Origin of the sequence: Sorangium sp. So ce321, assembly GCF_051530195.1 — a bacterium.
GTDB lineage: Bacteria > Myxococcota_A > Polyangia > Polyangiales > Polyangiaceae > Sorangium.
Genome location: NZ_CP150329.1, coordinates 7624018 through 7649409 on the forward strand (window position 1 = coordinate 7624018; position 25392 = coordinate 7649409).

A 25392-nucleotide genomic window follows, 5' to 3' on the forward strand; every position below is an offset into this window, starting at 1 on the left:
ACCGTCACACGGCCAGCGCGACGCGCCTGGGCTGCCGATCCATGTGGGACATCACCTCCATTGCGTCCGGCGTGTATCCCGGCCTCGGTCGCTTTCTCGGGCGCAGAGGTTCAGGTAAGCCGCACTTTGCCGTAGGCTGGACATTCATGGATCCACGCGGGAAGTCGCTCCCCCCGGGGCCGCTCGTCACGGACGAGGACATCCGGGAAGAGCTCCGGCGGCTGTTCGACGCCGGCCCCGACTCTGGGCTCGTCATCCGGGTCTACGGCGAGTCGGGCGAGGGGGCGGCCGCGGCAGACGCGTTCCGCGAGATGTTCGCGTCGCTCCGGATGTACGAGGGGAAGCAGCACGACCAGCCGCTGGAGATCCTCGTCGACGCGCCGAGCAAGGCGCACATCGCGCGCGCGCTGTCCGTGCTCGGCCACGAGCAGCACCAGAAGCGGATCCTCGATCATATCCTCACCACCTTCGGGCGTCGCCTGATCGACCCGCTCGCCGAGATCCTCGACACGACCCCGGCCGGCTCGGTCACGGCGCGGCTCACCATGCTGCGGGACATCTTCCTCGCGCACATCGCGGAGCTGCGGATGACGCCGGAGTCGCAGCAGATCCTGACGAGCGACCTGCGCAGGCTCATGACCGACGACTACCTCGCGATGGTGGCGGAGAACGAGGAGCGGGTTCAGCGCCCGCGCGTGGCGAAGCTCGCGCAGCAGATCCTGCGGCTCGTCGGCTCGACGTTCCACCGTGCGCTCAAGCGGTGGCCGGCGCACGCCGAGCAGATCGCTTCCTCGATCGCCCGGCGGAGCCCGAAGAAGGTGCGGCTTAGCGAAGTGCCGAGGCTCATCCGCGGCCAGATCACCGACGGGATCGAGGAGTTCCTGTGGATCGAGACGATCGCGGACATCGAGGGCGCGCTGCGCCCGATGCTCGCGGAGCACCAGGACGTCATGCCGGTGACGCAGACGACGCTCGACCGCTCCACCTACAGGGAGTTCGCGGACGCCTGCTGGGCGATCATCGCCGAGCATTGCTGACAGCCGGGCGAGCGTTCCCCCCGACCACCGCCCCTCCCCTCGTCCTCCCCCACCCGCCCGCGTCTCACGCTGAGATCCTTCACGTCCTGGTCGCTTTGCTCACCGCGCGTCCTGTCGATCGCGTTCGGAGAGGGGGTTCTCCGTCCGGACCCCGTCTGCGCGCGCCGGGTCGGGAATGATTTCCGTCAGCCGCTGTTGTAAGGGGCCGCTGGCGCCTGGATCGCCGCCCTGCGCGGCGTCCGCTTCGCCGGCGCGAGAGCTTCTTCCCTTCGCGGAGGGGTGCACGGCCGTGATCGAAATCAGCGACCTATACAAGTACTACGGTGACCGGAAGGCCATCGGGCCCCTGTCGTTCTCGATCGAAGCGGGGGAGATCGTCGGCCTGCTCGGCCTGAACGGCGCGGGCAAGACGACGACGCTCCGGATCCTCGCCTGCGATCTCCTCCCGTCCGCGGGTCGGGTCCTCGTGGACGGGCTGGATGTCGTAGACCACCCGCACGAGGTGCGGTCCCGCATCGGGTACCTCCCGGACAGGCCGCCGCTCTACGACGAGATGAGCGTGCGCGCCTTCCTCCACTTCGCCGCGCGCCTGCGCGGCGTCGACGCTGGCGCGGCCGACAAGCGCGTCGCCGAGGCGCTCGCGGTGACGCAGCTCGAGGACGTCGCCGCCGACCCGATCAGCGCGCTGTCGCACGGCTACAAGCAGCGCGTCGGCATCGCCCAGGCGATCGTCCACAAGCCGCGGCTGCTCGTCCTCGACGAGCCGATCAGCGGCCTCGACCCGGTTCAGATCGTCGAGATGCGCGCCCTGCTCCGCAGCCTGCGCGGCGAGCACACCATCCTGCTCTCGAGCCACATCCTCTCCGAGATCAGCGAGACGTGCGATCGCATCCTGGTGATCCGGGACGGCGAGATCGGGGCGCAGGGCACCGAGCAGGAGCTCTCGGCGAAGCTCCTGCACGGCGTCCGGGTCGAGCTCACCGTGCGCGGCCCTGCGGCGGAGGGCGCCGGCTACCGCGTGACGCGCGGCGAGGCGGCGCGCGCGCTCGAGATCGCGCGCGAGGTCGAGGGCGTCACGTCGGTCGAGCCGATCGCCACGACCGAGCCGGGGAGCGACGTCGTGAGCTTCGCGGTCGAGGCCGATCGCGATGTGCGCGCGGCGCTGTGCACCGAGCTCGTGCAGGCGGGGATCGGCATCCTCGAGGTGAAGCGGAGCGAGCGCGAGCTCGAGTCGGTGTTCCTGCGGCTCGCGACGCGCGCGACGCACGCGACGAAGGACAGGCCCGCCGCGGCCGACAAGGCGAGGGCCGGCGGCGAGGCGAAAAAGGCCCCTGCGGGAGAGCAGGCGGAGGAAGGCGAGGGCGAAACATGAGAGGGACATTGCTCGTCGCGCGGCGGGAGCTGTCCGCGTACCTGAGGTCACCGCTCGGGTACGTCGTCGCCGCCGCGGCGTTGCTCATCGATGGCATCTACTTCCAGGTCGCGGCGCTCGGCTCGGGCGCGCGGCTGTCGGCCGAGGTGCTGCTCAAGTTCCTGGACGGCACGGCGTTCATCACGATGGTCGCGGCGCTCATCCTGTCGATGCGCCTCATCGCCGGCGAGCGCGAGAGCGGGACGCTCATCCTGCTCAGGACGGCGCCCGTGCGCGACGGCGAGATCATCGTCGGCAAGTTCCTCGCCGCGCTGGCGCTGGTCACCCTGATGACGGCGATCACGATCTACATGCCGCTGCTCATCTTCGTGAACGGCAAGGTCTCCGTCGGGCACATCCTGGTCGGCTACTCCGGGGTGCTGCTGCTCGGCGCCGCGTCGCTGGCGATCGGGCTCTTCGCCTCGACGCTCGCGGCGAGCCAGGTCATCGCGGTCATCCTCGGGGCGGCGATCATCGGGACGCTCGGCTTCCTGTTCCTCGTCGCCCGCGTGACGGAGCCGCCGCTCAACGACTTCGTGAGCGCGCTGAACCTCTACCCGCTCAACCAGAAGCCGTTCTTGAACGGCGTGCTCCGGCTGGAGAACGTCCTGTACTACGTCGCGGTAGCGTACTTCTTCCTGCTCGCCGCGACCCACACCCTGAGGGCACGGCGATGGCGGTGAACGACGAGAACGCTCATGCCGACGAGGCCGAGGTGGGCGGCAAGGAAGCGGGCGCCGCGCAGCGCGCGGCCGATCCTGCGCCGGGCGTGGAGCCGCAGCCCGCGCCGGCGTCCACCACGCCGGCGTCCACCACGCCGCCGGGGCTCCGCGCCGGCGGCTGGATGGCGCCGGCGTACGCGGGCGCGCTCCTCGCCATCTTCCTGGGCGAGCGGGTGGTCCCGACGATCGAGTGGCTCCGCTACGCGCTGTCGGGGCTCGGGTTCCTGACCCTAGTCCTCGTCACCGCGCTGCGCTTCGCGGCCGCGGTGCGCCAGACGGGCGAGCGCCGCACGGTCGAGCGCGCGCTCGCGATCCTGTCGGCGCTCGGGCTCATCGCGGTGGCGGCTTACTTCACGACGACCGACGCGGGGCGGTCCCTGCTCGGCGTGTCCCAGGCCGCGCCCGACGTGCGAGCGCGCATCGAGTCGGCCACGACGGTCGGGTGGATCGCGCTGCTCGTCATCGCGACGGTGCCGCTGCTGTTCGGCGAGGCGGCGCTCGCGCCGATGCGGCGCGCCGAGCGCATCGAGGGCCGGCGGGTGCGCGCCGCGACGCTCTCGGGCGTGACGCTCGCGTTCGCGGCGGTCTACTCCGCGCTCTTCGTGTACGGCGCGAGCCAGCTCGAGCTCAAGGCGGACTTCTCGTACTACCGCACGGCTCGCCCGGGCGACTCCACGAAGCGCGTCGCCGAGAGCCTGACCGAGCCGCTCAAGATCACGGCCTTCTTCCCGCAGCTCAACGAGGTCGGCGCCGAGGTCGAGGGCTACCTGCGCGAGGTGAGGGCGGCGTCGCCGCAGGTCACCGTGGAGATGCAGGATCGCCTGCTCGTCCCCGCGCTCGCCAAGGAGGCGAAGGTCACGCAGGACGGCGTCGTCGTGCTCTCGCGCGGCACCTCGCGCGAGACGCTGACCATCGGGTCCGACATGAAGGCCGCGGGCGCGAAGCTGAAGAGCCTCGACGCGGACTTCCAGAAGGCGCTGCTGAAGGTGATCCGCTCGCAGCGCACCGCGTACCTGACGGTCGGCCACGGCGAGATGAACGAGGCGGCCGGCGCGGCCGAGGGGCGGACGACCAAGAACCTCCGCAAGCTGCTCGAGTCCCAGAACTACGTCGTCAAGGACCTCGGGCTCGCCCAGGGGCTCGGCAGCGAGATCCCGAAGGACGCGAGCGTGATCATCGTGCTCGGCCCGCAGAAGGAGTTCCTGCCGGAGGAGGTCGCGACCCTCAAGCGGTACGCCGACGACGGCGGGCACCTCCTGCTCGCGCTCGATCCGGAGGCCAAGGTCGACCTCGCTCCGCTCGCGGGCGCCGTGGGCCTCGCGTGGAAGCCCGAGGTCCTCGCGAACGATCGGGTCTACGTGCGGCGGCGCTTCAACGACTCCGATCAGGCGATGCTGGTCACGACGCGTTACTCCTCGCACGCCTCGGTCTCGACGCTGAGCCGCCACGCGCAGCAGGCGCCGACGATCTTCCCGGGCGCGTCGTCGCTCGAGAAGCCCGAGGGCGGCGACCTGAAGGTCGACTTCGTCGTCCGTGCGCTGGGCGAGACGTACGCCGACGCGAACGGCAACTTCAAGTTCGACGAGGGGAGCGAGAAGCGGAGCGCCTACAACCTCGCCGCGGCGGTCTCGAAGGAGCTCGCGCCCGGCGGCGGGGACGGCAAGGACAAGAAGGAGCTCCGCGCGTTCGTGGTCGCCGACGCCGACGCGTTCAGCGACGCGGCGTTCAGGAACGAACCCAACATCGTGCTCGCGCTCGACGCGCTCCGGTGGCTCGGCGGCGAGGAGAGCTTCGCCGGCGAGATCACCTCGAACGAGGACGTCCGGATCGAGCACACGAAGGAGAAGGACCAGGTCTGGTTCTGGGCCACGATCCTCGTGGCGCCGGCCATGGTGCTGGGGCTCGGGCTCTTCATCACGCGCCGCGGGCGGCGCGCGAGCGGGAGGCGCGCATGAGGTTGGATCGCAGCTTTTTCGTGCACCTCGGCCTTCTTGTGGTCGCGGCCTTGTTCGCGGTCCTCGTCTGGACCCGCGACAAGACGGCGGCCGCGCTGTCGACCGCGGACGTGACCGTCTGGGCCGGCCGCGCCGAGGACGTCGAGCGCATCGCCTTCGAGGGCAAGTCGAAGACGGTCGTCATGGAGGCGAAGAAGGACAAGGAGGGGCGTTACTTCGTCGGCACGACGGAGCGCAGGCCGACGCCCCCGGCCGACAAGCCGAAGGACAACCCGCACGGCGACGAGGGCGACGCCGAGCACGACGATCCGCCCGCGGAGCCGGAGCCGACGGTCATGACGAAGACGTTCATCTCGGTGAGCGCCGGCAACAAGCTCGCCGAGGCGATCGCCCCGCTCAAGGCGCTGCGCTCGATCGGCCGCATCGCGGACGATCGCGCCAGCGAGTTCGGGCTCTCCGAGCCGGAGGGCACGCTCACGGTCAAGCTGCGAGGCGCCGAGCGCAAGCTGGTCATTGGCGGCGCGACGCCGGGCGGCGCGGATCGCTACGCGCGCGACGAGGCCACGGGCGAGGTGTACGCCATCAAGGGCGACATCTACCGCGACCTCGACACCGCGGAGTCGCGCCTCTTCGAGCGGGACCTGCACGAGTGGAAGGACGTCGATCTCACCCGGGCGCGGGTGATCGCCGGGGACAAGCGCCGCGAGCTCACGCGCAGCGGCGACGAGGGCAAGAAGTTCTGGGCCGACCCGGCGAACCCCGAGCAGAACGACGAGACCGTCGGCAACTGGATGAGCAAGCTCGATCGGCTTCGCCCCTCCGAGTACATGGTCGCCACCCCAGAGCCGAAGGAGGTCGTGGTGCGGGTCGAGTACACCGGCCGCTCGGGCGACATCGGCTTCCTCGAGCTCGTGAAGGGGCCTCCCGGGGCGAGCGGCAAGCCCGACTACTTCCTCGTCACGGAGCGCACCCGCCTCTTCGGAAAGGTGCCCCAGAGCCTCGCGGAGCAGGTCGAGCAGGACGTCAGCGCCCTCGTCAAGTAGCCCCTGCGCCTGGCGAGCGCGCCGGAGCATCCCCCCCGGCGCGCTCGGCGTTTCACGCGGCCTACGCCGCTTTCCACGGCGTGAGCCGCCCCCCGATCGCTCTTTACTTGCCGTACCGGGTCCGGTCCTGCAACGCTCGGGCGCAATGTTCTTCCGACGATGGCCCACCCTGGCGCTGAGCGCTGCGGCGGCGCTCGCCGCGGCGTGCAGCTCGCCGCCTCCACCCCAACCTGTGGCGCCCGAGCCCCCCGCGACCGCGGCGCCCGAACCTCCGCCCCCTCCGGCGCCGAAGCCTTGCAAGGCGCTCGACGAGCAGTGCCAGGCCGACGAGTCCACCCGGGCGAAGATCGCCCGGAGCTCGTTCGTCCTCACGCCCGTGAAGGGCTGGACCTACGCCCAGGCAGAGAGCGCGACGGTCGCGCAGGCAGCGGCCGAGGGCCCGGCCCTCGCGACGGCGCAGGTCGACGTGGGCGAGGGCAAGCAGGCGGCCGAGAAGCGCGACGCCGCGCTCGACGCGCTCGCGCGCGAGATCAACGTGACGCTGCCCAAGAAGAAGGTGAACTGGAAGAAGCCCCTCGAGACCAAGGAGATCGCCGGAAGGAAGATCGGCCTGTGGCAGGCCGAGGGCGCGGCGCGCGGGACCAAGAAGGGCCCGCTGCTGATCTTCGCCGACACCGGCAAGGAGGGCGAGGTCCTGCTCGGGCTCGGCTTCGTGCCGGACGACGACAGCTCCGGCGCCGACGCGACCATCCTGCAATCGATCGAGTCGATCTCGGTCGCGGGGGAGTGATCTCGTGACGGCACCGAACGTCGCGCCGGGGAGCGTCGTGGCGGGGAGGTTCTCCGTCCGCGCGCTCCTCGGTTACGGGGGCGTGACGGCCACCTTCCGCGCGGCGACGGCGCAGGCGCGCGACGTCGCCCTCAAGCTGTACTCGCCCGTGATCGGCCAGCGCCCGGACGCGATGCAGCACCTGCAGCGGTACGTGGCCGAGACGAACAGGCTGCCGCCCGAGCTCGCCGCGCACATCCTCGAGGCCGGCTACGATCCGGCGACCGCCGCCCCCTTCACGGTGACGGACATGATCCACGTCCCGTCGCTCGCGGAGCTCGCCGTGCGCCGGCCGATGGGCTTCGAGGAGGTCGGGGCGATGCTCCGCTCGCTCGCGGCGGTGCTCGACGCGGCGCACGCCCGCGAGGTCCCTCACCACGGCCTCAAGCCGACGAACCTGTTCGTCGACCCGAGCGCTCCCGGCAGCGTGAAGATCACCGATTTCGGGCCGTCGGTCGCGCGGACCTTGCTGCCGACGCCGGAGGGCTACGTCCTCTCCGCGCCGTGGCTCGCGCCCGAGCAGCTGCAGCCGGGCGTCCCCGCCGGAGCCGCCGCCGACATCTTCTCGGCGGCGCTGGTCGCGTTCTTCGCGCTCACGGGCCGCTCGTACTGGCGCTCCTGCCAGGGTCAGATGGACGTACCCGCCTGGCAGCGCGAGATCATGGGGCCGCGCACCTCCGCGTCCGCGCGCGCCGCGGAGCTTGGCGTCCCGCTGAGCCCCGTGCTCGACGCCGCCTTCGCGCGCGCGCTGGCGCACGACCCGCGCGAGCGCTTTCGCTCCGCGAGCGAGCTCGCGGCGATGCTCAGCGGCTTCTCCGCGGCCGCGATCGAGGTGGGCTCGACGCTCGCCCTCTCCCCTTCGGCGAACGAGGCGGTCGTGCCTGCGCCGCCGGCCCCCGCCGTCCACGCGGCGAGCGCGCCCGCGCCGCTGCCGCCGGGCGACGCCACGCAGCTCGCGCCGTCGCCCTTCGCGCCGTTCTCCGCGTCACCGCCGCTCGCGCCGTCGCCTCCCCTCGGGGCCTCGCCACAGATGTCCGCGTCCGCGCAGCCGCAGCTCCCCGCCGACGCGCGCGCCGCGCAGGCGCCGTCGCCTGAGGCGCAGGGCCCCGCGCCGTCCCCGCGGGTCGCTGGCACGGCGCTGACCGCGGTCAGCACCCCGGGGCGGTCGCCCTGGAGCAAGGCCGCTTCCCTGGCGGTGGGCATCGCCGCGGTGCTGCTCGTCGGGGGCACGGCCGCCGCGTGGTACGTCCTCGACCGCAGGGACACGCCGCAGCCGAGCCCCAGCGCCTCGACCGCCGCGTCCACCGTGGCCGCGTTGCCGTCCGCCGAGCCCGCGCTCGCGAAGCCGACCGCCGGCGCGCAGCCGCCCGACGCCGGCGCGTCGGTCGTCGAGCCCCCGATCGACGCGGGCGCCGCGACCGACGCGGGCGCCGCGACGGCCACGCTGGTGCAGGCGAAGATCTCCTGCAAGCCCGTCACCTGCGAGGAGATCACGGTCGACGGCAAGGCGACCCAGGCCCCGGAGCTCGAGCTCGATCTGCCACCGGGGGTCCACCAGGTGAGCGTGAAGCGCGCCGGCTATTTCCCGCGGAGCCTGAAGGTCATCGCCAAGGCCGGCACGCCGCTCGTGCAGGAGTTCCAGCTGACCGAGATCCCCCCGGCGCCGGCCCAGCCCGCGGGGCAGGGCGCGAGCAAGCCCTGCGGCAAGTTCCTCAAGCGCTGCAAGTAGCCGAGGTGGCCGCGGACCGCGCGCTCATGCCCGCGGGTGCGCCCGCCGGTACGCGGCGCGCACGTGGTCATCGGCCAGGTGCGTGTAGATCTCGGTCGTCACGACGTTCGCGTGGCCGAGGAGCGCCTGGACGCTCCGCAGATCGGCGCCCCCCTCGAGCAAGTGCGTCGCGAACGAGTGGCGGAGCTTGTGCGGCGAGCTCGGCTTGTCGATGCCCACGGCGCGGGCGTATCCCCCGAGGAGCTTCCATACCGCCTGCCGGGTGAGCGGCCCGCCGCGTGGGGAGAGGAACAGCACCTGCGTCGCCGCGCTGCGCGGGTGCGTGGCGCGCACCTCCAGGTAGGCGTCGATGGCGGCGAGCGCCGGCTCGCCGAGCGGCACGAGCCGCCGCTTCCCGCCCTTGCCGAGCGCCATCACGATCCCCTTGCGCCGCTCGATGTCGGCGACCTTGAGGCGCACCACCTCGCTCACGCGCAGGCCGGCTGCGTACATCACGTGGAGCATCGCGCGATCGCGCAGCCCCCTGATGGTCCCCTGCTCGGGCGCCTCGATGAGGAGCGCGATCTCGTCGAACGAGAGCACCTTGGGCAGCCGTCGCCCGACGCGCGGCCGCTCGACCAGCGCGCACGGATCCCGCTCGATGCGGCGCTCGCGCAGCAGGAAGCGGATGAACCCGCGGACCGCCGAGAGGTGGCGAGCGGCCGAGCTGGCGCTGATGCCCGCCTGGCCGAGCGCGACCAGGTAAGTGCCGATCAGCGCCTGGTCGAGGCCGTCGACGCTCGTGACCCCGCTCGCCTCCGCGTGGGCGACGAGCTTGGCGAGATCGTGGCCGTACGCTTCCAGCGTCAGAGCCGCCAGAGCCCGCTCGACGCGGAGGTGATCCAGGTACGCGTCCACCCAGGTCGCGAGATCCACACCCAACGCTACTGCGAAAGCGGCAAAGTGCGCCAGAAAGCCGGGCTGGAGCAGATGCACCCCGGACGCCCCGGACGCCCCGGACGGCAGCACCTCTTCCGGCCTGGCACCTGCCGTGCGCCTGCCGTCCCGGTTCCAGCCGGGCGCGGAATGCGTCACAGTGGGGTCGTGCTGTCACCCTTCGAGGTCGTCGAGCCCCGCGGAGCGGAAAGCCCGGTCCTCGTCGAGGTACCGCACGCGGGTGTCCACATGGATCCCGAGTCGCTGTCCTGGACCATCGCGCCTGCGCGCAGCATCGGGCGCGACGCCGATCTGTACGTTGACGCGCTCTTCCAGGACGCTCCGGCCGAGGGAGCGACGCTCCTGTTTTCCCGGATGAGCCGCCTGGTGATCGATCTCAACCGGAGCGAGGCCGACTGCGACGGCGAGGCGGTCGAGGGGGGCGGCCGGGCGCCCTACCCGAGGGGGCTCATCTGGCGTGTGACCACAGATGGCGAGCCCATCCTTATTTCTCGCCTACCGCGGCGCGAGGTGGAGCGCCGGCTCGACCGCTTCTATCGCCCCTACCACCGCAGCCTCAGCGCCATCCTCGCCCGCAAGCGTGAGCGCTTTGGCTTCGCGATCCTCCTCTGCGCGCACTCGATGCCGAGCCAGAGCCGCCGTGGCCATGCGGAGGGCGCCGTCGGCCGGGCCGACATCGTCCCCGGGACGCGCGGGCGGACGACCGCCGCGAGCGCGGTGATCGACGTGGTCGATCAGCACGCGCGCGCCTGCGGGTTCTCCGTGCGCCATGATGACCCCTACAAGGGTGGTTTCAGCACCGCGCACTACGGCCAACCGCACCGTGCCGTCCACGCCGTGCAGATCGAGATTGCACGCCGGCTGTACATGGACGAGCAATCCCTCGCCATGGATGGGCAAGGATTCACTGCCGTGCGAGACTTCGGGCGCACCCTGGTCGCGCGGCTCACCTCCGCCGAGCTGCTCGGGCAGCTCCGCAGCAACCCCCTCGACGCCCGTGAGATCTGATCCAGCTCCATCGATGGAAAAGCCTTACGGAGAGGCGAGCCGCGACCGCCCGCCATCGAGCCGTCGCGCGACGGCCGAACGGGAAAAGGCAGCGTCAGCCCAGCCGGAGGGCGCCCTAGCGGGCGACGGTCCGACCGCGCGCCCCGCGGAGGAGGCGGACCCTGCGGCGCCGAACGCCGCGGCGTCGGTCGAGCGTCAGTTCGTGTCGAGCCCGGTCATCACGATCGAGGAGGCGCCGCCGCCGAGCGTGCGCGAGAACGTCACCAAGCCGCTGCTCGCGTCCGAAGCGCTCATGGAGGACCTCGCGCCGATGCGTCCGGCGCAGGACGCGGCGCGGACCTGGTGCGCCGCCGTGGGCGTGGGCTTTCTCCTCCTCGGCGGCCTGTCGCTCGCGGGCCTCCGCCCCGATGGTGTGGTCGCGGGGCCGCCCGCGTTCGTCTTGGGCATCGTCGCGCTGTTCACCGCGCTCACCTCGGTGAGCTACCGGCAGCGCGCCGTCGCGATGGTGGTGCTCGGGGCGATCGCGACGGTCATCGGCCTGCAGAGCTCCGGGACTGCGTTCGGCTGGGGAGCCGCCCGGGCCGTGGCCGCGATCGCGCTCCCGGCGGCGCTCGTCTTCCGGTCTCGTTACAGGGCGTACAGCGGCGCGCGCTGGCTGCTCGTCGCCGCGTTCCTCGTCGCGCTCCCCTCGTTCGGGCAGGCCGTCGCGCAGCTCGCCTTGCTCGATCCTCACCTGGCCCAGCTGGGCGCCGCGATGGTGATCCTGGCGGTGCTGTCCAGCCTCACCGGCTTCATGGGGGCGGAGACGACGGGCGCCGGGACGTTCCTTGCCGTCGCCGTGGTGCTCTCCTTCACGGCCGACCTGATCGTCGGCAGGCTCGCCCAGCTCAGCGCCTTCTCGCCTCGGGAGCTCGTCAGCGTGCTCTCCGCGGGCCTGGCGTTCGCCGCGACGTCCGCCATCACGAGCCTCGGCCTGTTCCAGATCCTGGCCTGGCGCCTCGCCGCCGACGCCCGGCGCATCGACCTGCACTCGCCCCCCACCGACAAGGATGGGCCGGACCGGCGGCCGCCCTCGGGCGGCGAGTGGCTGACGTAGCGCCCGCACACCAGGGCGCTTGCCGGGTTGGGGCCGCCTTTTGCGGCGGAAGATGAGGCGCGTGGCCAGTGGTCACCTTCGCGGAGGGTGTCCGGCGCCCGCCAGGCTGCCGCTTGGGCTTGGCGCTGGAGGCACGTAGCAGGGCGCGCGGCCCGCCCGTCGGCCTCCCTCCGCGAGCGATCTGCCGGTGCGCGTCGGGCGCAGCGGCAAAGATCCCCCGGTGGACGCTTGACATGTCCCCCGGCTTCCTTCACTTTCCCGCGCTCCCGAGCCCCCCTGCTCCCCCGCGCAGGGCGTGCGCTCGCCGGTTTTATCGATCAGGATCGGGGTACCGACCGCGGTCCCCTTCCAACCGAGGACGTCATGGCGAAGAGCGACATCACTGGGAAGCGGAAGCTTCTGGCGCAGAATGTCTCCCACTCCAACATCAAGACGAAGCGCTGGCAGCTCGTGAACATCCAGACCCGGCGCGTCTGGGTCCCCGAGCTCAACCGCTTCGTGAAGCTCAACCTCACGACGCGCGACATCCGCACGATCGACAAGATTGGCGTCGTCGCGTACGCGAAGCGCCACGGCGTCGCGCTCTAGCGCCTCGCGCCCGCCAGACGGATGTCTGGCAGCCGCTTCGCAGCTGAACGCGCAGGACGCTCTCCCTGCACGCTCCCGGAGCTTCGCTCCACTTCCAATGTAGCCCGAGGCCCGGCGGCAAGGCGCTCGCTATCAGCGATGCGACCCGCCGGCTTCCGGCCTGCGCACACCCCTGACGGACGGAGCGCTGCGCCAGGCAGCGGTCCCCTGCGGCTCCCTTGAGGGCCCCACATCCCGGCGCCGGGCAGCGCCGCTCGATCAACCTGCGGCAGGTTGCGCCACGCCGGTCCATTCGACGAGCGCGCGCTGGCTTGGATCACGAGCCGCTCGACGAGCGCGCGCCGGCTCCGGTGGCCCGCCCCGGCTCCGGCCGAGTCGCTCGACGAGCCAGCGCCGGCTCCGGTGGCCCGCGCGCCGGCTTCGCCTCAATCGCCTGTTGACCGCGTCCCTGCGCCCGCCATGAAGCCCGGCGCGAGGTTGACCGCGCGCGCGTCCCGGTCGTCGCGCACGACGGCGAGGACGCCGTCGGCGCTCATCTGCGTGCGGACCTCGTGCAGGGCGGCCTCGAGCGCGGTCCCGTGGAGGAGCGCTCCGAGGGCGTTCACCTCGAGCTTGGGCCTGCCTGTCAGCGCGATCGCCGCCGCGAAGGTGCTGCGCTGGAGGATCGCGATCGGCGCTGCCGCGGGCAGGGGCGTGCCGGGCGCGAGGCGCGTGATGCCGCGGCGCACCGGGACGGCGTCGCGCCCGAGCACGATGTCGAGCTCGGGCACGACGATCCCGTCGTCGGTGCGCGCGTAGGCCAGCGCGGCGACGGTCCCCCAGCCATCGCAAGCGACGATCGCGTCCGCGTGCCGCACCTGCTCCCCGGCCGGCCACGGCGCCTGGAGCGCCGTCGCGCCCTCCGCGATGATCGTGGACGCGGCCTCCACCTCGGCCGGGACCGCCTCGGCGATGTCCTCGGCGGTCAGCGTCCCACCGGCGACCGGCCCTCCCACGGCGAGCAGCGCCCGCTCCACGTCGCGCGCCCGGAGCGCCACCGCGCCGAGGGAGCCGACCTCGCGGAGCAGCGCCGCGCGCCCGCTCGCGCCGGCGCGCTCGGCCGCGGCGACGCCGGCGCGCACCAGCTCGCGGAGCCGCGCGCGCCCGAGGTAGCCGTGCAGCAGGACCAGCATGCCGAGCGAGCGCGGGACGGCGACGTGCGCGGCCTCCGGCACGCTCTGCCCCTCGACGAACCCGCGCGGCCGCGGCGCGCCGCGCCCAGGCTGGATCGCCCGGCCATCGAAGGCCCTCGCGCCCACGCCGACGCCGGCCGCGAGCGCGATGGTGGGCGCCAGCAGCACGTCAGGCTGCGCGCCAGCCGCGGCAAAGAAGCCAGCGACGATCGCGTCGATCGCGCTGCCCGACGACTCGAGCGCAGCCCGGGCAGCCGAGGCCGCAGAGGCGTCGCTCGCCGTGGCCGCCGCGCCGCGGATCACTGCTCCTCGTCCTCGGCGACGAGGGTGTTCGGCATGGGCATGCTAGGCCTTACCACGGCCGAAGACGTCGAGCGATCGGGCTTGCGCGCGAGCGACGCCGTGAGCTGCGACTTGATCTGGTGCGCGCGGTCGCCCTCCACGACCAGGAACACCTCACGCCGTCCGCGCAGGCGATCGGCGACGCGCTCGAGCGCGGCCGCTCCCAGCGACGAGGACTTCCCGAGCGCGCGCAGCCGTGAGTAGACGATCGGCCCGGGCGGAGGCGCGTCCCGGGCGACGTCGAGCACCGGGATCACCTTCGCGGCGCGCGCCGTCGCGACGATGTCGTCGCGCTCCCAGATCCCGGACGGCTCCCAGCAGCGCACGACCCCTTCCGCGGGCAGGCGCTCGAAGAGCGCCGCGAGCTTCTTGCGGTTGCTCGCCGTCGGTCGCAGCGACGGCGGCGTCTGGAGCACGACGCACCTGGCCTCCAGCACGGCCGCCACCTCGAGCGAGGTCGAGAGCGCCTCGTCGAGCTCGCTCCCGGCCGCGAGCTCACCGACCACGCGCGGCAGCACCACGCTGAAGACGAAGCCTGGCGGCACCGCCTTGCGCCATTTGCGCAGCGTGGTCACGCGAGGCAGCGACGAGTCGACCGGACGGAGCTCGACCAGATCGAAGCGCTCTTTGTACTTCTGGATATCCCCCTTGAGCGAGGGCAGTCCGACGAGGAGGCGGGCCATCAACGCGGACTCTTAACCCAGCTTGCGCGCCGATGCAGCGCATGGCCGACCGAGGCGCGATTTCTCATTTGAGGCTCAAAATCCTTGATTTATTCGAAGTGGAACCACTGCGTCAGGTTCTCCCGGAGAAACCGTTCCATCTCCGCCGTGATCTGCCGCGCCGCGATGTCGAGCTCGGACGGTCCGGGCCTGCGGGGCAGCGAGATGGGCGGCGCGATGCAGATCTCGTACTCCATGAAGCCGGTCCGCCGGGTGAACACCGGGACGATCGGCGCTCCGCTCACGGCGGCGAGCTGGAGCGGGCCCTCCGGGACGCGCCACGGCATGCCGAAGAGCTCGACCTCGCGGCCGCGCATCCCGGACGGGAGCCGATCGATCTGGATGGCCACGACCCCCTGCCGCCGCAGATGAGCGAGCAGCGGGAGCACCGCGAGCGGATCGTCGTCGACGTGCTGCATCCGCACGCCGACCCGATCGCGCGTGCCGTCCTGGATGGCCTGCGCGCGGCTGTCGCGCTCGCGCTGCATGACGATGAGCACGTCGGCCGCGTGCACCGAGCGCAGCAGGGGCGCGGCGGCCTGCCAGCCGCCGGTGTGCGCCGTTACGACGATCACCCCGAGGCCGCGCCGGAAGGCGCTCGTGAAATGCTCGTCGTTCACGCACAGGCCGGTGAGCCGCTCGGGTCGGCTGCTGCCCGCGATGAACGCATCGGTGAGGCAGCTGGCGAAGTTGATGAACACGCGGGCGACGTCGCGGTACTCGTCCAGGGCGCCTCGCTCGCCGAGCGCCAGCCGCAGGTTCCGGAGCACGGCCCGCCGCTGCTCCGGCAACACCGCCCCGAAGAGGAGACCGAACAGCGCGGGGCTGTGTCGGACGAGGAGGTCTGGGCCGTAGGTCACCCCAGCGTCGACCGCGCGCCGCCAGAGCACGGAGTCGTGGTGTCGCAGATCGTCGAGGAGCGCTCGGAGCCTGGAGGGGAGATCCACGTTCTTGCTCGTGCGCGCGGCGTCTTGCCGGCGGACACCGTAGCGGATCATCGGGCGCCCGCGAAGGGCGCCCGAGCACCGCCGCGCCGCGGCGCCTGGGCCCGTCGTGGCGTGCTACGCGCATCAGCGCGCATCGGGATCCTCGGGCGGCCCGGCGGGCGGAGGTGCGGCCGGGCTCGCCGGTTCGCCGACCCCTGAGCGGCTCATCCCCCATGCGGCGACGGCGCGCACCGACGGGTCGTCGTGGGTGAGCGCGGCGGCCAGCGCGCGCTTCGCGCTCGCCGCGGCCGCGCCCTCTGCGCCGCGCGCGAGCCGGTTCGCAGCGACGATGGTCGCGTTTCTGGCGAGCCCGCCGCGCCGCGCGCGGCGGAGCGGCGTCCCTACGGTCAGCGCGTCGAACTCTTGCTCGTCCAGCGACGCGAGGTCGTCGACGTCCCTCGCTTCCCACCGCGCCAGCGGATGAAACGGCGCGGTGCGCTCGAGGGGCGGCGGCGCGGTCCTGTTGAACGGGCAGACCTCCTGGCACACGTCGCAGCCGAAGAGGTGCTCTCCCATGCTGGGCCTCAGCTCCTCGGAGGGCGCGCTTCGCTGCTCGATCGTCAGGTACGCGACGCAGCGACGAGGATCGAGCACGAAGGGCGCGTCGAACGCCTGCGTGGGGCACGCGTCGAGGCAGCGCGTGCACGATCCGCAGCGCTCCGCGATGGGCACGTCGGGGACGAGCGGCAGCGTGGTCACCACCTCGCCGAGCAGCTGGTAGCTCCCCTGCCCCGGCGTGATGAGCAGCCCGTTCTTGCCGACGAAGCCGATGCCAGCGCGCGCCGCCCAGACGCGCTCCATCACCGGCTCGACGTCGCAGAGCGGCCGCGCGAGGACGGACGGCGCGATCGACCGGATGAACGACGCGAGCCGCCGCAGCCGGCGCTTCACGTGGTTGTGGTAGTCCTGCCCGCGCGCGTACCGCGCGACGCTCTGCGCGAGCGACGGGTCGCGCCCCTCGCTCTCCCTGGGTCGGGCGTACCTGCGGCCGACGCACACGACCGAGCGGGCCCCCTCGAGGATCGCGCTGGTGTCCAGCCGCCGCCGCTGCTCCGCGTACTCCGCGAGGTAGCCCATCTCCCCGTGCATGCCGCGCTCGATGAACTCGAGGTATCGCGCGTGCTCGACCCCGAGCGGCTCGTCCGCGCGCGCGACCCCGACGACGTCGAACCCGAGCGCGAACGCCTGCTCGCGCACCAGCCGGTCATGCGTCGGTCGCTCCGTGCTCGTCTCCCCTGCGGGACGATGGGCCTCGCGCTTGCTCATGATGGAGACTGATGGAAACTGATGGAGACTGATGGAGACGGACGGTGATGGGACGGTCGTGACGGTAGTACGGAAGGCGGCGCTGGTCTCGCGCTCAGCGGACGCGCGGCCTCACCCGGCGCTCTGCTCGCCCAGCAGCCGATCGAGCGTGATCGCGCACGCCGCGCGCACGCTGAGGTGATTGTAGCCGGTGCTCGCGGCAGCCCGGATCGGCTCGATCCTGACGTCGGCGTCGGCGATGAGCTCCGGCGCGAGACCCCAGCCCGTGCCGAACATGATCAGCACCGGGCGGCTCGCCTGCGCGAGGCGCGCGCGGCTCGCCGCGTAGCTCGTCACCGGGAGCCCTCGCGAGGCCGCCGCGGTCGTCCAGATCTCGACCCCCTCCCGCCCCGCGCTGCTCATCGCGCCATACGCTTCCTCCAGGCTGGCGACCACGGTCAGCACATCCAGGGCGACGGCACGATCCGGGATCCGGCGTTTGCCGGATCCGATCACCCAGTGCTCCCTGATCCGCTCCGCCAGCGCGCGCTGGGCCGCGACCGGGTGCACGACGAAGAGGCGCTCGGCCCCGTACGTACGCGCGCTCCGCGCCATGTCGTGCAGGTCGAGGTTCGTGATCGCGGTGGTCACCGTCTCGCCGGAGCGGTCGAGCACCGGGTAGTGGACGAGCGCGAGCGCGAGCCTCATCGTCGCGCCTCGCCGCCGTCGTCCGGCGCAGCGTCTCCGCCTCGCGCCTTGCGCCAGAGGTCGGGCCTGCGCTCGGCCGTGCGCACCTCCGCTTGCGCCTGTCGCCAGCGCGCGATGGCGGCGTGGTTCCCCTGCTGCAGGACGTCGGGCACCTTGTGCCCGCGGAACTCCACGGGGCGCGTGTACTGCGGGTACTCCAGGAGCCCGGCCAGCGCGGGGCTGTGCGACTCGTGCTCCGCCGAGCTGGCGTTGCCAAGCACCCCTGGCAGCAGGCGCACGCACGCGTCGATCACCGCCATCGCCGCCACCTCGCCGCCGGTCATCACGAAGTCGCCGAGCGAGATCTCCTCGTCGACGAAGGCGCGGACCCGCTCGTCGAACCCCTCGTACCGGCCGCACACGAGCGCGACGGCCGGGCGCGCCGCGAGCTCGATCGCCTTCGCTTGCCGGAACGGCTGTCCCTGCGGCGTGAGCAGGACCCGGTGCGCTCGCTGCGCGTGGCCAGGAGGCTCCGCCGCCGGGCCAGATGCCCCGGCCGCGGCCGGGCCAGGTGCCTCCGCCGCGGCCGGGCCAGATGCCTCCGCCGCGGCCGGGCCAGATGCCCCGGCCGCGGCCGGGCCAGGTGCCTCCGCCGCGCCAGGTGCCTCCGCCGACGCAGCCCCCGGAGGCGCGTTCCCCGGCTCACCTGCGGCGGCGGCCTCATCGAGCGCTTCCATGCAGCGGACGATGCAGTCGACGCGCATCACCATGCCCGAGCCGCCGCCGTAGGGCGTGTCGTCCACGCTTCGATGGCGGCCGAGGCCGAACTCGCGCGGGCTGCGCATCTGCACGGAGACCGCGCCCGAAGCGAGCGCGCGCCCGACCATGCCGATCGCCAGAAACCCATGGAATAGCTCTGGAAACAGCGTAACTACAGCGATGCGCATGGAGCTTGCAGCCGCGGGCTACCTCGCGCCGACCGGCGGTTCAGACGAGGCCTTCCAGCGTGACCAGCTGGATGATGTGCTGCTCCACATCCACGCTGCCGACGAAGCCCTCGGTCAGCGGGATCTCGATCGAGTCCGCGCCGTCCCTCTCCACGACGAGGACGTCGCAGGTCGGGTACGACTGGAGCGACTTGACGTGCCCGAGCACCTTGCCCTCGGGGGTCATCACGCGAGCCCCCTCGATGTCGCACGCGTAAAACTCGCCCTCGTCGAGCGGCGCGAACGCGTCCCGCGGCACGCACACTTGCGCGCCGCGCAGCGCCTCCGCCGCGTCCCGATCGTCGACCCCTGCGAACCGCGCGAGCAACGCCTTGTCGGCAGGCCGCGTCGCGACGATCTTCGCGTCCCGCTCAGCGCCATCCGGAAGGCGCAGCTTGACCGCGAGCCGCGCGACGAGCAGGTCGGAGGCCTCGTTGTAGAGACGCAGCCGAAGCTCCCCCTGCACGCCGTGCGGGCGGGCGACCTCCGCGACGGGAACGTAGCGTCGCTCCACGTCGGCTCCGTCTCAGTCGAGGATGTCGAGGTGCGCGCGCCGCCCCGACTTGCTCGCGGCGGCGCTCAGCAGCGTCCTGAGCGACTGCGCGGTGCGGCCGTCCTTGCCGATCACCTTGCCGATGTCCTCGCGCGCTACCGTCAGCTCGATCCGCGGAAAGCGGTCGCCTGCGACCTCGCGCACGACGACCCGGTCCGGGTGGTCGACGAGCGCCCGGGCGACGAGCGCGACGAGATCGACCAGCGGAGACGTCGAGGAGACCATGCTACTTCGCGGCGTCCGCCGGGGCGGCCGCCTGGGCGAGCCCAGGATGCTTCAGGAGCAGCGCCACCGTGTGCGTCGGCTGGGCGCCGTTCGAGATCCAGTGCCTCACGCGGGGCACATCCAGGCGGATCTCGGTTCTGCGCGGGTCGTACGTGCCCAGCCGCTCGATGAACCTGCCGCCGCGCGGGCTGCGCTGGTCGGCGACGACGATGCGGTAGAAGGGCGTCTTCTTGGTGCCCGCGCGGGCGAGGCGAATATGAACGGCCATCTGTAGAACCTCGATCGAATGGAAGAGCCCGTGCGCACGTTGTGCACGGCCTGCTCTGAGGCGCCGGAGCGTAGCTCGTTCAGTGCTCGGCGCCAGAAGTGGGGGCGCAACCTAGGCGAAGATCCCGCTCGTGGTCAACCCCGCATGGCACGGCGATCCCCGCAAAGTGCAACTTTCCGGGCGGCCGCCTGGCCCACCCTCGTCCGTTCGCGCCGGACGCGCCTCGCCAGACCTCGGTTCACGCGGGAATCGGTTCACGCGGAAGACCGAGCTACTCGTCGGCGCATCGGGGGGATGCGTGGCGCTGGTTACTTCGAAACTTCGAAATCTGGGGGGAAAGGCGGAGAGCGTCTCGGGGGACGTCTTGCAGGCGTCGCCGCTCAGCTGGCGTTCCTGCCGGAATCGCGGAAGGGGGCGTGCTACATCGTGGCGTCAACCCAGGTCGAGGATGATGACGCCACGGTTGGGATCGTCCTCTTCCGTGTCCGGAAGACGACGAGGTGCGGGGTAGCGTTCGATCGGCAGCTCGAGGCGCGGTCGAATTTCTTCTCTTCGGGACCGATCCTTCTCTTCTTCGCGCTGCCGTATTTGCTCGATGATGAACGGAGGAAGCATCGACTAACCCCTCCACCTCGTAGAGTGCTCGGCTGAATTGGTGGAACGAGGTCTGGGAGAAAGCACCCCGCTCTTAGAAGCGAATCTAGCAATGTGGGATGGCGGGTCAAGGTTATCGCTCGGGCCGACAGTGGTATGTTCGCGGCGCTCATGACGCGGTACGGCGCGTGGCTTGCGCACGCATCCTTCGAATTTCACTGGGATGATCGGCACCTGCATGTGCGCCGGCGGGTGACATGCCGCTCCCTCTTGGCAGCGCTGGTCGCGCTGATGGCGCTGCTCGCGCCCGCCCGAACAGCGAGCGCGGCCTTCGACGTCAACGACCCGAGCTGGGAAGGTTGCTCGGAGTTTCTCGAGATCGCGCGCGCGGAGCTCGGCGTCGCCAGGGTCCACGCCGTCGCTGTGCTCGACTGGAGCGAGGTCGGCCCCGAGGACGGCATCCTCGTGCTCCATCCGCTGCAGGCGCTCGACGGGGACGACACCACCTCGTTCATGAAGGCCGGCGGGCGGCTCGCGATCGTCGATGATTTCGGCCGCGGCGACGACACGCTCCGGCGGTTCCAGATCGAGCGCATCCCGACGCCAGCCCGGCCGGTCGCCGCGCTCCGGAACCGTCCCTCCCTCGCCATCGCGGAGCCGGTCGTCGACATCGTCGGGGGCCACGCCATCGGTCCGCACCCCGTCGTCAGCCACGTGCAGCGGCTCGTCACGAACCACGCGACCGGCCTCCGGCACCCGAACCTCTCACCCGTGCTGCGGATCCGCGCCGTCAGCGAGCCGGACGTGATCGTCGCCGTCGCCGGGCAGGTCGGCAAGGGCCGGCTCTTCGCGATGGGCGACCCGTCCGCGCTGATGAACATGATGCTCAGGTACCCGGGCAACCGCGCCTTCGCCTCGGGCCTGGCCCGCTACCTGGTCGACGAGGACGGAGCGCAGCCGCGCCGGGGGCGGCTCTACGTCGTCGCGAACCGGTTCGACGAGGAGAGCTCGTTCGGCGGCGAGACGTCGCTCCGCAAGGACTTCGATGAGCAGCTCAAGGCGCTCGCGAGCGCGGTCGAGGACGCCCGCCGCGACGGGCTCCCCGGCGGCGCCCTCCTCGCCCTCGCGGCGCTCGCCGGCCTGGGCCTCGCGATCTGGACCGCGCGCGCCTCGGCGAAGCCCTACAGGAGCCCGCTCCCTCGGTACGCGCGCCCGACGCCGCTCGTCGCGCAGGGAGGCGCCGCCGGGCGCTTCGCCGTCCTCGCGGCCCCCTCGTCCCCGCGTGGGCTCGCTTTCCTCGAGCTGAAGAACGCGCTGTTCGAGGCGCTGTCCGTGCGGTTCGGCCTCGAGCCCAACCCGGGGCAGGAAGCGATCGCGCGGCTCGTGGCCCGAGAGGGAGCTCTTGACGAGCGAGCCCTCTCGGCTTTCAAGGAGGTTCTGGGCACCATGTACCGAGTCGAAGCGTCCGTCGTCGCCGGCAAGCCGGCGAACGTGTCCAGGACCGCGCTCTTGCACGCCGCCGACGTCGTGCGGAAGGTCCTCGCCGCCTGCGGCGCCGACGGCCGGAAGCCGCCTCGGGGACCTCACCCCGGCGCGCCCGAAGGTCGCCCGACCGCGCCTCCCTCGCAGACCGACGCGAAGCTCGCAACACCACCCTCTGACAAAGGCGCTCGATGAACCAGGTTCAAGCCGTCGCCGTCGACGAAATCTCCGCTGCCAAGGAGCGGATCGAGGCGGTCCGGCGGGAGATCACGCGCGTTTACATCGGATCGCCGCGCGCGATCGATCTGATGCTCACCGCCCTGCTCGCGCAGGGACACGTGCTGCTGGAAGGTGTGCCTGGCGTCGCGAAGACCACGCTGGTCAAGGCGTTCGCGGCCGCGCTGGGCGCGTCCGTGCGGCGGATCCAGTTCACGCCCGACCTCCTGCCCGCCGACATCACGGGGACCTACGTCCTGTCGCCCAAGGAGGGGACCTTCACGCTGCGCCCCGGGCCGATCTTCGCGAACCTCGTGCTCGCGGACGAGATCAACCGCGCGCCGGCGAAGACCCAGTCTGCCCTCCTCGAGGCGATGCAGGAGCGGCAGGTGACGATCGAGGGCGATCGCTTCGAGCTGCCGTCGCCCTTCATGGTGCTCGCGACGCAGAACCCGATCGATCTCGAGGGGACCTACCCGCTGCCCGAGGCGCAGATCGACAGGTTCCTCATCCGGGTGAACCTCGGCTACCCGCTGCACAAGGACGAGGTGGCGATGCTCCGCGCGCACAACGTCGAGCCGCCGCGGGCGCGCGCGACGCTCGCCGTCCAGGACCTCCTCATGCTGCAGGGCGTCGCGCGGCGGATCCACGTGGAGGAGGATCTGTACGAGTACGCGGTGAACCTCACGGCGTTCACGCGGACGCACCCTCGCGTGCTGCTCGGCGCGTCGCCGCGGGCCACGCTCGCCCTCATCCAGGCGGCGAAGGCGGCGGCGGTGATCGGCGGGCGCCCGTTCGTGACGCCGGACGACGTGCGCGGCATGGCGCCCGCGACGCTCGCGCACCGCCTGGTGCTCGTGCCCGAGGCCGACGTGGACATGAAGGCGCGCGACACGATCATCGAGGAAGCGGTCCAGCGCGTGGGCTACCGGCGCGCGGCGCGGCCGGCGTAGATCGCCCATGCAGCTCTACCCCACGCGCACCGCAGCCCACCTGGCCATCGCCGGCGTCGCGGTCATGGGCGCCGGGCTCATCGCGCGAGAGCCGGCGATCGTCGGCTGGGGCGGGGCGATCCTGGTCGCGATCGCGCTCGCCCGCGGCGTGACGCTGGTGTCGGTCGCGCGCATCCGCGCGGCCGGGTTCGAGATGCTCTGGGGCGGCTCGAAGCGGGTCCTCCGGTCCGCGCGCGGCGGCACCGTGGAGATCGAGGCCGAGGTGCGCAACCGCGACACGCTCGCGGCTCGCTACGTGAAGCTGCGCGCGATCGCCTCGTCGCAGCTCGACGTCCGCATCGAGCCGAACCGCGGGGAGGTCTCCGCCTCGGGGCGGCTCAAGGTGAAGGTCGTCGTCCGGACGCCGCGCGTCGGCCAGCACGGGCTCCATGGTCTCGCGCTCGAGGTGCACGGCGCCCCCGGCCTCTTCGAGGTGCCGCTGACCTTCGCGAACCCTTACGGGATCGAGGTCCTCCCGCGGCCCTTCATGGCGTACCTGACGCAGCCGCGCGGAGGACGCAGTCATCTCCTCGCGGCCTCCGGCAGGCCCGGGCGCGTGCGCGGCGAGGGAGACGACCTGCGCGAGCTGCGAGAGCACCAGCCGGGGGACCCGTTCCGGAAGATCGCGTGGAAGGCGAGCGCGCGCCGGGGCACGCTGCTCGTGCGGGAGTTCGAGCGCGAGGAGCGGGACGTGGTCTGGATCCTGGTCGACGCGGCCGTGGAGCTCTGGGCCGGCCCGCTCGGCCGCGCTCCGCTCGATCTCATGATCGACGAGGCCTCGGCGATCGCCACGAGGCACCTCGGGCGCGGCGACCGCGTCGGGCTCATCATCCTCGCCCCCGGCCCGCGCGTGACGATCGCGCCCGACCATGGCCCCGGGCACGGCCAGAAGATCGCGCACGCGCTCACCGTCGGGTGCGGCACGTACGACGCGGATCGGAGCGAGCTCGACGAGGCCGACGTCGCGGCGCGCGTCCTCGAGCACCTCAGGCCGCTCGACGCGCGGGGCCTCGAAGACCTGCGCCGCGGCGACCTCGACCGGCTCGCCGCCCGCGCCGAGTCGATGCGCGCGCGCGCGCCGTTCTCGGCGCCGGCGCCGCTCGGGCGCTCGCAGCGCGAACGCACGCTGCGCCGCTACCTCGCCAGCTACGGCATCGAATCGCCCGCGCGGACCGAGCCGGATCGGCGCGATCCGGCCGTGACCATCGCGGAGTCGCTCACGCACGTCGCGCGCACCAAGCCGCGCGGGAGCATGGTCTATGTCCTCGCGCCGCCGCCCGCCGACGCGCAGCTGAGCCGGCTCTCGGAGGCGGTGCGACGGCTCTCGCGCAAGGCCGTGCAGGTGATGTGGACGCTCCCCGATCTCGAGCCAGGCCTCGGTCCGCCCTGGGAAGCCCCGCGGCTGCCGGAGGGCGACGTGGATGAAGAGCAGAAGAGCCTCGCGCCGCCCAACAAGGCCTTCCAGGAGCTCGCGCCGATCGCGGCCGAGGCCGTGCTCATCCGCGCGCGGGTGGCGCAGACCCGCCGTGAAGCCGTGCTGCGCAAGGTCGGCGTGCGCGTGGTACGGCTCCGCACGACGACCTCGGCCGCGCCGAGCGCAGCCGCGCCCGCGCCCCCCCATGACGGGGCGCACCCACCTCAGTCCTGAGGACGAGCGATGTCCATCTCCGAGCTCCTGCGCGCGCGCGGGCTCTCTCCCAAAAAAGGGTTCGGTCAGAACTTCCTCGTCGACGTCGAGGCGGCGCGCCGGATCGCCGAGGCGGCCACCACGCCGGCGGGCGGCGCGGTGCTCGAGATCGGGGCGGGGCTCGGCGCGCTCACGCGGCCGCTCCTCGATCGCGCCGCGCACGTCGTCGCGATCGAGCGCGACCGCGACCTCGTCCCGATCCTCCGCGAGCAGCTCGCTGGCCCGATCGAGGGAGGCCGGCTGACGCTGATGGAGGCCGACGCCGCGCAGGTCGACTGGGTCGCCTCGCTCGCCGGCAAGCCGCCCCCGCGCGCGGTGGCCGGCAACCTCCCGTACCAGCTCACGGGCCGGCTCCTCGAGCAGGCGACCACGATCGCGCACGAGATCGATCGCGCGGTGTTCATGGTTCAGCTCGAGGTCGCGGAGCGCCTGACCGCCGCCCCCGGCACCGGTGACTACGGCGCGCTCTCCGTCTTCGTGCAGGCCGCGTTCGACGTGCGCCGCCTCCTGACCGCGCGGGCGGGCGCCTTCTATCCGAGGCCGGAGGTCGACTCCGCCGTCGTCGTCCTGACGCCGTGGCGCCCGCGCCGCGCCGAGGAGACGGACGCCTTCCGCGCGGCCGTGCGCGCCGCCTTCTCTGCCCGCCGCAAGACGCTCCGGAACGCCTGGAAGAACCTCTACGGCTGGTCGCCCGAGGAGCTCGACCGCCGCGCGAAGGACGCCGGGATCTCGCTCGACGCGCGCGGCGAGACGCTCAGCGTGGAGGCGTTCGCGCGGATCGCCGCGTCGAGGGGCCGCTGATCGCTGTCGCGCGCCGGCGTCTTCATCACCGGAGAGCGCCACGGAACCCCTAGTCGGACGCGCAGGTCCGTGCTAGTGGG

The 25392-nt window shown here is 72.4% G+C and carries 25 protein-coding genes; 14 read left to right on the top strand and 11 right to left on the bottom strand.

Annotated elements, in window-relative coordinates:
- Nucleotides 1-146: 146 nt before the first annotated feature.
- From WME89_RS28000 to WME89_RS28030, 7 genes are all read left to right on the top strand, one after another.
- A complete protein-coding gene (locus WME89_RS28000; RefSeq protein WP_437662905.1) occupies nucleotides 147-1037 on the top strand; it encodes a hypothetical protein in 891 nt (296 codons plus the stop codon).
- Nucleotides 1038-1326: 289 nt separating this feature from the next.
- Nucleotides 1327-2409 (top strand): ABC transporter ATP-binding protein, encoded by a 1083-nt coding sequence (locus WME89_RS28005; RefSeq protein ID WP_438002767.1) that lies wholly within the window; start codon nucleotides 1327-1329, stop codon nucleotides 2407-2409.
- Nucleotides 2406-3131: an ABC transporter permease gene (locus tag WME89_RS28010; protein WP_437617657.1), complete on the top strand. Its 726-nt coding sequence runs from the start codon at nucleotides 2406-2408 to the stop codon at nucleotides 3129-3131. The genes WME89_RS28005 and WME89_RS28010 overlap by 4 nt, the downstream gene beginning before the upstream one ends.
- Nucleotides 3122-5125, top strand: coding sequence for a Gldg family protein (locus tag WME89_RS28015; protein ID WP_438002768.1), 2004 nt, complete (start codon nucleotides 3122-3124; stop codon nucleotides 5123-5125). Before WME89_RS28010 ends, WME89_RS28015 begins: the two co-directional genes overlap by 10 nt.
- Nucleotides 5122-6168, top strand: coding sequence for a DUF4340 domain-containing protein (locus WME89_RS28020; RefSeq protein ID WP_438002769.1), 1047 nt, complete (start codon nucleotides 5122-5124; stop codon nucleotides 6166-6168). Before WME89_RS28015 ends, WME89_RS28020 begins: the two co-directional genes overlap by 4 nt.
- Nucleotides 6169-6313: 145 nt before the next feature.
- A complete protein-coding gene (locus WME89_RS28025) occupies nucleotides 6314-6958 on the top strand; it encodes a hypothetical protein (RefSeq protein ID WP_438002770.1) in 645 nt (214 codons plus the stop codon).
- Between the two features lie 4 nt (nucleotides 6959-6962).
- A complete protein-coding gene (locus WME89_RS28030; RefSeq protein WP_438002771.1) occupies nucleotides 6963-8726 on the top strand; it encodes a serine/threonine protein kinase in 1764 nt (587 codons plus the stop codon).
- Nucleotides 8727-8750: 24 nt separating this feature from the next.
- Here the strand turns inward: WME89_RS28030 and xerD are convergent, their stop codons facing one another.
- A complete protein-coding gene (xerD, locus tag WME89_RS28035; protein ID WP_438002772.1) occupies nucleotides 8751-9641 on the bottom strand; it encodes a site-specific tyrosine recombinase XerD in 891 nt (296 codons plus the stop codon).
- Between xerD and WME89_RS28040 the strand changes: the two genes are divergently transcribed.
- The 3 genes from WME89_RS28040 (at nucleotide 9603) to rpmB (ending at nucleotide 12354) form a co-directional block, all read left to right on the top strand.
- Nucleotides 9603-10670: an N-formylglutamate amidohydrolase gene (locus WME89_RS28040; protein ID WP_438002773.1), complete on the top strand. Its 1068-nt coding sequence runs from the start codon at nucleotides 9603-9605 to the stop codon at nucleotides 10668-10670. The genes xerD and WME89_RS28040 overlap by 39 nt on opposite strands.
- 202 nt (nucleotides 10671-10872) lie before the next feature.
- Nucleotides 10873-11766: a hypothetical protein gene (locus WME89_RS28045; protein WP_438002774.1), complete on the top strand. Its 894-nt coding sequence runs from the start codon at nucleotides 10873-10875 to the stop codon at nucleotides 11764-11766.
- Between the two features lie 363 nt (nucleotides 11767-12129).
- Nucleotides 12130-12354 carry a 50S ribosomal protein L28 gene (gene rpmB, locus WME89_RS28050; protein ID WP_061608570.1) on the top strand — a complete coding sequence of 75 codons (225 nt, stop codon included), beginning with the start codon at nucleotides 12130-12132 and terminating at the stop codon, nucleotides 12352-12354.
- A 425-nt stretch (nucleotides 12355-12779) separates the two neighbouring features.
- Here the strand turns inward: rpmB and WME89_RS28055 are convergent, their stop codons facing one another.
- From WME89_RS28055 to WME89_RS28100, 10 genes are all read right to left on the bottom strand, one after another.
- On the bottom strand, nucleotides 12780-13829 hold the full coding sequence (locus WME89_RS28055; RefSeq protein ID WP_438002775.1) for a hypothetical protein: 1050 nt from the start codon (nucleotides 13827-13829) through the stop codon (nucleotides 12780-12782).
- Nucleotides 13826-14551 carry a DUF72 domain-containing protein gene (locus WME89_RS28060; protein ID WP_438002776.1) on the bottom strand — a complete coding sequence of 242 codons (726 nt, stop codon included), beginning with the start codon at nucleotides 14549-14551 and terminating at the stop codon, nucleotides 13826-13828. Before WME89_RS28060 ends, WME89_RS28055 begins: the two co-directional genes overlap by 4 nt.
- An 89-nt stretch (nucleotides 14552-14640) precedes the next feature.
- On the bottom strand, nucleotides 14641-15588 hold the full coding sequence (locus WME89_RS28065) for a lysophospholipid acyltransferase family protein (protein ID WP_438002777.1): 948 nt from the start codon (nucleotides 15586-15588) through the stop codon (nucleotides 14641-14643).
- Nucleotides 15589-15660: 72 nt separating this feature from the next.
- Nucleotides 15661-16842: a tRNA epoxyqueuosine(34) reductase QueG gene (gene queG, locus WME89_RS28070; RefSeq protein WP_438002778.1), complete on the bottom strand. Its 1182-nt coding sequence runs from the start codon at nucleotides 16840-16842 to the stop codon at nucleotides 15661-15663.
- 111 nt (nucleotides 16843-16953) lie between these two features.
- Nucleotides 16954-17529 (bottom strand): RNA methyltransferase, encoded by a 576-nt coding sequence (locus WME89_RS28075; RefSeq protein ID WP_437617679.1) that lies wholly within the window; start codon nucleotides 17527-17529, stop codon nucleotides 16954-16956.
- Nucleotides 17526-18455 (bottom strand): tRNA (guanosine(37)-N1)-methyltransferase TrmD, encoded by a 930-nt coding sequence (gene trmD / locus WME89_RS28080; protein ID WP_438002779.1) that lies wholly within the window; start codon nucleotides 18453-18455, stop codon nucleotides 17526-17528. Before trmD ends, WME89_RS28075 begins: the two co-directional genes overlap by 4 nt.
- A 40-nt stretch (nucleotides 18456-18495) precedes the next feature.
- Entirely contained in the window at nucleotides 18496-19008 is a 513-nt protein-coding gene (gene rimM / locus WME89_RS28085; protein WP_438002780.1) for a ribosome maturation factor RimM, read from the bottom strand.
- A gap of 12 nt (nucleotides 19009-19020) precedes the next feature.
- A complete protein-coding gene (locus WME89_RS28090; protein WP_438002781.1) occupies nucleotides 19021-19272 on the bottom strand; it encodes a KH domain-containing protein in 252 nt (83 codons plus the stop codon).
- A 1-nt stretch (nucleotide 19273) separates the two neighbouring features.
- A complete protein-coding gene (gene rpsP / locus WME89_RS28095) occupies nucleotides 19274-19540 on the bottom strand; it encodes a 30S ribosomal protein S16 (protein ID WP_012237071.1) in 267 nt (88 codons plus the stop codon).
- A gap of 432 nt (nucleotides 19541-19972) precedes the next feature.
- Nucleotides 19973-20155 carry a hypothetical protein gene (locus WME89_RS28100; protein ID WP_080682315.1) on the bottom strand — a complete coding sequence of 61 codons (183 nt, stop codon included), beginning with the start codon at nucleotides 20153-20155 and terminating at the stop codon, nucleotides 19973-19975.
- Nucleotides 20156-20404: 249 nt separating this feature from the next.
- Between WME89_RS28100 and WME89_RS28105 the strand changes: the two genes are divergently transcribed.
- The 4 genes from WME89_RS28105 to rsmA are packed head-to-tail and all read left to right on the top strand — an operon-like array spanning nucleotide 20405 to nucleotide 25312.
- Nucleotides 20405-21811 carry a DUF4350 domain-containing protein gene (locus WME89_RS28105; protein WP_438002782.1) on the top strand — a complete coding sequence of 469 codons (1407 nt, stop codon included), beginning with the start codon at nucleotides 20405-20407 and terminating at the stop codon, nucleotides 21809-21811.
- The gene (locus tag WME89_RS28110; protein WP_437617685.1) at nucleotides 21808-22785 is read left to right on the top strand and encodes an AAA family ATPase; all 978 of its coding nucleotides are present in this window, start codon (nucleotides 21808-21810) and stop codon (nucleotides 22783-22785) included. The genes WME89_RS28105 and WME89_RS28110 overlap by 4 nt, the downstream gene beginning before the upstream one ends.
- A 7-nt stretch (nucleotides 22786-22792) precedes the next feature.
- Complete coding sequence (locus WME89_RS28115) at nucleotides 22793-24472, top strand: DUF58 domain-containing protein (protein ID WP_437662874.1); 1680 nt, start codon at nucleotides 22793-22795, stop codon at nucleotides 24470-24472.
- Nucleotides 24473-24481: 9 nt separating this feature from the next.
- Nucleotides 24482-25312: a 16S rRNA (adenine(1518)-N(6)/adenine(1519)-N(6))-dimethyltransferase RsmA gene (rsmA, locus tag WME89_RS28120; protein WP_437662872.1), complete on the top strand. Its 831-nt coding sequence runs from the start codon at nucleotides 24482-24484 to the stop codon at nucleotides 25310-25312.
- Nucleotides 25313-25392 lie beyond the last annotated feature (80 nt).